General features: G+C 59.1%; 6 protein-coding genes. 4 read left to right on the plus strand and 2 right to left on the minus strand.

The window, feature by feature from the left end; translation table 11 throughout:
* The first annotated feature begins 233 nt into the window (after nucleotides 1–233).
* The 4 genes from rfbA (at nucleotide 234) to rfbB (ending at nucleotide 3734) form a co-directional block, all read left to right on the plus strand.
* Complete coding sequence (rfbA, locus tag LI72_RS18570) at nucleotides 234–1124, plus strand: glucose-1-phosphate thymidylyltransferase RfbA (RefSeq protein ID WP_033927470.1); 891 nt, start codon at nucleotides 234–236, stop codon at nucleotides 1122–1124.
* Entirely contained in the window at nucleotides 1121–1666 is a 546-nt protein-coding gene (rfbC, locus tag LI72_RS18575) for a dTDP-4-dehydrorhamnose 3,5-epimerase (protein ID WP_197051978.1), read from the plus strand. The genes rfbA and rfbC overlap by 4 nt, the downstream gene beginning before the upstream one ends.
* Nucleotides 1663–2520: a dTDP-4-dehydrorhamnose reductase gene (gene rfbD, locus LI72_RS18580; protein ID WP_033927471.1), complete on the plus strand. Its 858-nt coding sequence runs from the start codon at nucleotides 1663–1665 to the stop codon at nucleotides 2518–2520. The genes rfbC and rfbD overlap by 4 nt, the downstream gene beginning before the upstream one ends.
* A gap of 155 nt (nucleotides 2521–2675) precedes the next feature.
* Nucleotides 2676–3734: a dTDP-glucose 4,6-dehydratase gene (gene rfbB / locus LI72_RS18585; protein WP_033927472.1), complete on the plus strand. Its 1059-nt coding sequence runs from the start codon at nucleotides 2676–2678 to the stop codon at nucleotides 3732–3734.
* A gap of 399 nt (nucleotides 3735–4133) precedes the next feature.
* Here the strand turns inward: rfbB and LI72_RS20780 are convergent, their stop codons facing one another.
* Nucleotides 4134–4730 carry an IS630 family transposase gene (locus tag LI72_RS20780; protein WP_033927475.1) on the minus strand — a complete coding sequence of 199 codons (597 nt, stop codon included), beginning with the start codon at nucleotides 4728–4730 and terminating at the stop codon, nucleotides 4134–4136.
* Complete coding sequence (locus tag LI72_RS20785) at nucleotides 4648–5094, minus strand: IS630 transposase-related protein (protein ID WP_033927473.1); 447 nt, start codon at nucleotides 5092–5094, stop codon at nucleotides 4648–4650. Before LI72_RS20785 ends, LI72_RS20780 begins: the two co-directional genes overlap by 83 nt.
* Nucleotides 5095–5207 lie beyond the last annotated feature (113 nt).

Below are 5207 nucleotides of genomic sequence, written 5' to 3' on the forward strand. Positions count from 1 at the left end.
ATCGCTTCATCATCACAGATACTCTAAGATTGCTTACGCTGGCGGCCATATTGGCTTGAAAGGAAATATTCTGGTGTGATATCGCCGAGAATGTGGCAGATGGCCTTGGCCGCCCTATCCAGTCGGTCTCCGACGCGGGGGAATGTAGTTCGCATCGAACCAGCAAAAGAAAATGAGATTAAGGTTGTCATTTGAACTAACCTTTGACTCATAAACGTGAGAAGGTTTTTAAATTGAATAATCGTAAAGGAATTATATTAGCAGGCGGAGCTGGTACTCGCCTACATCCGTTGACGCGTGCCATTTCTAAACAGCTTATGCCTGTATATGACAAGCCCATGATCTACTACCCGCTTTCTACTCTTATGCTTGCGGGTATTCGTGAAATCATGATCATCACCACACCGCACGATCATGCTGCGTTTAAAGCGGCGCTGGGCGATGGGAGCGACTGGGGCATCGCACTCACCTATGCGATCCAGCCAGATCCTGGTGGGCTAGCGCAGGCCTATCATATTGGCGCGGACTTCGTCGGAACTGACCCCTCAGTGCTCGTGCTGGGCGACAACATTTTTTACGGCCATGGTCTGGTCGATCTGCTCGCCGCTGCCAATGTTCGGACCGAAGGCGCGACGGTGTTCGGCTATCACGTCAGCGATCCCAAAGCGTACGGCGTGGTATCGTTCGATGCCACCGGCAAGGCCGAGACGATTGAGGAAAAGCCCGAGCAGCCCAAATCCAACTATGCGGTTACCGGCCTGTATTTCTACGATGGCCGTGCCGTGGAGCTAGCCCGCGATCTCAAACCCTCGCCGCGTGGCGAGCTGGAAATCACAGACCTCAACCGGGTGTATCTGGAGCAGGGCGACCTGTCGGTCGAGATCATGGGCCGCGGCTATGCTTGGCTCGACACCGGGACCCATGGTTCGCTGCTCGATGCGGCGTTGTATGTCCGCGTGACCGAGGAGCGCCAGGGCCTGAAGATCTGTTGCCCCGAGGAAATCGCGTGGCGCAGCGGCTTTATCGATGATGTCCAGCTTGAGCGAATCGCCAACCCTCTGCGCAAGAGCGGCTATGGCGACTATCTGCTCCAGTTGCTGGCCCAGAAGGGGGGGCTTCGATGATCGTCAGCCCGGTCGATATTCCAGGGCCGCTGGTCATCGAACCGAAGGTTTTCGGCGACGAGCGCGGGTTCTTCATGGAAAGCTGGAACGCGGCGCAGTTCAAGGATGCCGGGCTCGACCTGACCTTCGTGCAGGACAATCACAGTCGTTCGGCCGAGGGCGTGCTGCGGGGGGTGCATTTCCAGAACCCCAACCCGCAGGGCAAGCTGGTACGCGTGGTCTCCGGTGCGGTCTGGGACGTTGCGGTCGATCTCAGAAAGTCCTCGCCCTATTTCGGCAAATGGTTCGGCATCGAGCTGAGCGCCGCCAACAAGCGGATGTTCTGGGTGCCGCCTGGCTTTGGCCACGGTTTCCTGACGCTCGAGGACGGTACCGATTTCCTCTACAAGTGCACTTCCCCCTACGATCCCTCCGCGGAGCAGTCTCTGATGTGGAACGATCCGACTGTCGGAATCGAATGGCCGGTCGGCGATGTCGAGCCGCAGCTGTCGCAAAAGGATCGTGATGGCACGTCGCTCGACCAGATAAAGGCCTATGCATGAAAGTCCTGATCGTCGGAGGAAAGGGCCAGCTTGGCCGGAGCCTCGCCGCAACCGCGCCGGATGATGCCGAAATCGTCAGCCACGACATCGACACGCTCGACATTGCCGATGCTGATGCGCTGCGCGCCTGCGTTGCCGATGTCCGGCCCGAGCTGCTGCTGAATGCGGCGGCCTATACCGCCGTCGACAAGGCCGAGAGCGAAGAGGACGTCGCGCTTGCGGTCAATGGTACCGCTGTCGGTGCAATGTCGGCCGCGGCCCGCGAATTCGGGGCACGGCTGGTGCATGTGTCGACCGATTTCGTGTTCGACGGTATCTCGGGCGTTCCCTATGCGCCCGATGCCCCCCCTAATCCGGTGAGCGCCTATGGCCGCACCAAGCTGGCGGGCGAGAAGGCGGCGGGACCCGATTCGCTGGTGGTCCGCACCGCCTGGGTCTACGCCCCCACCGGCGGCAATTTTGTGCGCACTATGCTGCGGATGATGGGCGAGCGGCCCGAAGTGCGCGTGGTCGCCGACCAGATCGGCACGCCTACTTATGCCCCTGATCTTGCTAAGGCTTTGTGGGCCATGGCGCGCCAGGGTGTCACGGGGACCCACCATTACACCGACAGCGGCGTTGCCAGTTGGTATGATTTTGCCGTGGCTATCCAGGAGGAGGCTCTATCGTTCGGACTCCTCGACAAGGCGGTTCCGGTGATCCCGATTGCAACTGCCGAATTTCCGACCTCGGCGCGCCGTCCGCACTATTCGGTACTCGACAAGAGTTCGACCATTGCCGCTTTGGGCGCGACTGCGCCGCATTGGCGCACTAATTTGCGGGTAATGTTTGGCGAGATCGCCGGCAGCGGCTGAGCGCAGGCGGACGAGACTTTTATAAACCTAGTGTTGAGCGCGCTCTGGGCGCATGCTAGCGAGCCAGCATATGCTGCATTGCGGCAGGCTCGAAACTCAGCAGCCCGGAGCGAGCGATCGGTACTCGGGGCAGAGTTAATGGGGATAATCGACTGATGGCAAATCTGATTGTGACTGGCGGCGCAGGGTTCATTGGCGCCAATTTCGTGCACCACTGGCGCCGTGTCTCGCCGGGCGATTCAATCGTGGTGCTCGATGCGCTGACCTATGCCGGCAACCCGGCCAATCTAGATGGGCTCGACGGCGTCGATCTGGTTGTCGGCGATATTTGCGATACCGAGCTTGTCTCCAAGCTGATGGCCGACCGCGCGATCGACACCATCGTTCACTTTGCTGCCGAGAGCCATGTCGACCGTTCGATCACCGGGCCCGACGCGTTCGTCACCACCAACGTCATCGGTACGCACAGCCTTTTGAAGGCCGCCAAGGCCGCCTGGCTCGACAAGGGCAGCGGCCAGCCGCACCGTTTCCATCATGTCTCGACCGATGAGGTCTATGGGTCGCTCGGCTTTGATGAACCGGCGTTTAGCGAAACCACCGCCTATGCGCCCAACTCGCCCTATTCGGCATCAAAGGCCGGGTCAGACCATCTGGTGCGTTCCTATCACCACACCTTCGGGTTGGAGACCACGACCAGCAATTGCTCGAACAATTACGGCCCCTATCAGTTTCCCGAAAAGCTGATCCCGTTGTTCGTGCTCAACGCTCTGTCGGGCCGCAGCCTGCCGATCTATGGCGATGGCATGAACGTTCGCGACTGGCTGCATGTGGAGGACCATTGCCTGGGGATCGAGTTGATCCTGAAGAAGGGCCGGGTTGGCGAGGTCTACAATGTCGGCGGCGGTCAGGAGCTTCCCAACCTTCAGGTGGTTGAGGAAATCTGCGCAGGCGTGGATGCCGCGTTTGCTGCCGATCCCTCGCTCACCGAGCGCTTCCCCGACGCGCCAGCCGCAAATGGCCAGCCCACCGCCAGCCTGAAAACCTATGTCGAGGACCGCAAGGGCCATGACCGGCGCTATGCGATCGACGAGACCAAGATCCGCGGCGAACTAGGCTATGAGCCGGCGCGCGATTTCTCCCAGGGTTTTGCCGAAACTCTCGCCTGGTATCTGGCCAATGAAGGCTGGTGGCAGTCTTTGCTTGGCCGCAATTAGGTTCATTTCGAACTTCGAATTATTGGTATGAATCGCCCCGCCAAGGATCAGCTTTGGTTTAGAGCAGAATCTGGATTGCCTGAAGCGATTGAGGAGTGAATTCACTGACATGATAGCTTGGACGAGCCCTCACCCAGTGTAACTATAGTATAGTGCTATCGTTGTAGGTCCACGTGGAAGAGTTGGCAGACGAAGCACGCCGTTGCTATCGTCGGCTTGGATTTGGCGAGAAAGTATTTCAAATTCACGCGACCACAGTTGATGGATTTGTTCTGACCTTCCGCAAGCTTCGGCTTCGCCGAGGTTGTCGGCTTGTTTTTTCGCGCACGGCTTGCTAGAGGGGTATCTGTCCCAGAGATACGATTTTACTCAGATGACGGCGCTTATAGAGCATTTTCATCATGACCGTTGATATCCAGCGGCATGGAAGAAGTTGGCGCATTCAGTCGGAACGAAGCGATCGAGGAGCAGACCGATGCGCTCGACGAGGCTGTCGATACTGCGTGGCGGCTCATGGCGGATCAATGCCTTGAGCTTTGAGAAGGCCATTTCGATGGGGTTCAGATCGGGGCTATAGGGCGGCAGATAGAAGATTTGCGCCCGCTTCTCGGCGATTGCCTCGCGGACCCCGGCAACCTTGTGGGCCGGGAGATTGTCGAGCACGACGACATCGCCGCGTTTCAGGGTGGGTGCGAGGATATGGCGGGCATAGGCGCAAAAAGCAGTTCCATCCATCGGGCCATCGAGCACCCAGGGTGCTGTCATGCCGGTCAGCCGCAGTCCTGCGATGAACGTCATCGTCTTCCAATGGCCGAACGGGGCGCTGTCGTGGCAGCGTTCGCCAACCGGGGCCCAGCCGTAGAGCCGAGCCATCTTCGTGTTGACGCCCGTCTCATCCAGAAAAACCAGGCTTTCAGGATCGATGAACGGCTGCGCTGACCTCCACAGCTTGCGCCTTGCGGCGACGTCGGGTCGATCCTGTTCGCTGGCGCGCAGGGCTTTTTTTGAAAGACAAGCCGAGACGGCGGGCGGTATTCCACATGGCACCGATGCTGAGCGTGACGCCGTGCTCCGACTGCAACCAGCTCTGCGCCTGAGCCAAGGTAATGCCGGGGCGTGACCGGATGTGCGCCCCAAGCGCCTGTTCTTGCTCGGGCGACAGTTTGCGCGGTGGCCGACCTCGGACGGGATTGGCCCGTGTGTCGCCGGTCAGACGCCAACGGATCAGCGCCTTATAGATATAGGCAATGCTTACCTTGAACACTGCCGCAGCTTCCCGAACGGCCATGCCGCCATCAACCGCGCCTATCACCCGATCCCGCAAATCCTGAGAGTAACTCTGCCCTGATCGCCAACCCATCGCCGCCTCCGGCAAGACGGCTCCCCATGAATCACATAATCACCAAAAAGGGAATCCCCCGCCGATTCCGTACATCATGAAAATGCTCTAGGCCGTGTTGACAAAACACTTCA

The sequence above is a fragment of the Sphingomonas sp. 35-24ZXX genome (assembly GCF_000786215.1).
GTDB lineage: Bacteria > Pseudomonadota > Alphaproteobacteria > Sphingomonadales > Sphingomonadaceae > Blastomonas.